At 35.3% G+C, this 1,701-nt stretch carries 3 protein-coding genes; all 3 read left to right on the plus strand.

Features of this window, described 5'->3' with window-relative positions; translation table 11 throughout:
• The coding region (locus tag SORDD16_RS10860; RefSeq protein ID WP_081215204.1) for a pre-toxin TG domain-containing protein at positions 1 to 828 on the plus strand (828 nt) is incomplete at its 5' end.
• Complete coding sequence (locus SORDD16_RS09660) at positions 825 to 1,133, plus strand: hypothetical protein (RefSeq protein WP_061453275.1); 309 nt, start codon at positions 825 to 827, stop codon at positions 1,131 to 1,133. The genes SORDD16_RS10860 and SORDD16_RS09660, both read left to right, overlap by 4 nt.
• 245 nt (positions 1,134 to 1,378) lie before the next feature.
• The coding region (locus SORDD16_RS09665; protein WP_241734063.1) for an RHS repeat domain-containing protein at positions 1,379 to 1,701 on the plus strand (323 nt) is incomplete at its 3' end.

Genomic DNA, 1,701 nt, shown 5'->3' on the forward strand with positions numbered 1-1,701 from the left:
AAGCATGTATGTAATCCAAAAACGACTAAGGCTCAAGATGATGCCAGCAAGAAAAAGCTGATGGCTAGTGAATTGCAGCGGCTCATCAAAAAAGCCAACTCTGGCGATATGTCTGCGATTGCAACCTTATCGAGAAGCTATGATGGTACATCAGGCATAGGAACAGATACACGCACAAAAGAGGAAATAGAAGCTGGAAATAGACGCGTTTGGCAGAATACAGTAGATGGCTTTAAAAAAATATCGTATATAATCGGAGAGTTTTTCTCTGTCAATGATGCATACCGTCTAACTACAGGGAAAGATCCTGAAACAGGTGAGAATGCCAGTCGCATAGAAGCTGCTGGATGGTTAACAGCTGATTTTGCCTCTTTTGGAATTAGTAAGGTTGCAAAGGGTGGAAAGATAGCTGGTAAAGGCTTAAAAGCACTGGATAAGGTCAATGATGCTTCAAAAGCTACAAAGGCAGCTGATAAAGCGTCAGGAAATCTTTTACCTATGACCTTAGATAATCTCCAAATGTTTGCGAAGAAGCCTCTTAAAGTGGATAATATGAGTGAATTTTTTAGAACAGAATTTGGCACAAAAATAAAAAGTTCACTTAAAAAAACTTCTAAGCAACAGCAAGGTCAATCAATTTATGAAGTTGTTGATAAGGGGATTGATGGTCTTAAAAAAGGAGATCAACTTTATTTGGATGCTATGCATAAAGATCATTTTGAAGTTTTTAATAAGAATGGTAAAATAAGTTTGGTGTTGAATTTAGATGGAAGTGTCAACTTAACTAAAACAGAATTAGCAATTAGACAAGGAAGGAGATTAAAGTGACGATAGAAACAGAATTGAAAAAAATTAGTAAAAGTTTATCTTTAATAAATGACAGCCAAACCTTCAATAAGATATCTTCTACTAATTTAGAAAATATAGATGATATTTTAAATGATTATTTACCCCTTCATTTAAAATGGATAGAGAAGGGAAATTCTTGGATTATTGAGTCATTAAGTGAAAATCATCAATTAGATAGACAAGCATTTTCTCAATTACTTGTAGGTGTTAGAAACTTATATCTTGATTTAGAAGAACTAAATGATTTATTTATTGAAGTATCCAAGGAACTTGATAAAAATTGAGGTAGACATGGAAGTAGCTGATAATGATGAGGGCATACACCGATGTCAATTCTATATAAATACTCAATTGGAAAACTTTAAGTATTTCAGAATTAATTTACCTAGATTATTTTCGAAAGTTTTAAGAGGAGAAATTAAATTACATGATTATTTTAACTAGAATAGTACTAATTATTTAAGTTAACCTCTTCTTTTGTAATACAAACATGCAAAAACTCTCGGGGAAGGATTTCTTCGAGAGTTTTATGCCCATCTATGACCTAAAGGATCAGTTGCTTACAGCGACACAAGGAAGTGGAGAAAAGGCTTCTACCTCTAGCTATACCTACGATAGTGTGGGCAATGTCACTTCGATCACGAATGGCAATGGCAAGGTCACAAGCTACAGCTATGACAAGCTTTCCAATCTAGTGGAGCGCTTGACCAGTCTCGGAGATAAGGAAACCTATACCTACAATGTCAATAACCAGCTCGAAAAAGTAACCAAGTCCGATGGGAAAACCATCAGCTATGACTACAACAAGCTGGATCAACTGCTCAAGGTGGAGTACTCTGAAAAGCAAGAGGG

This window comes from Streptococcus oralis (assembly GCF_001578945.1).
Taxonomy (GTDB): Bacteria; Bacillota; Bacilli; order Lactobacillales; family Streptococcaceae; genus Streptococcus; species Streptococcus oralis_Q.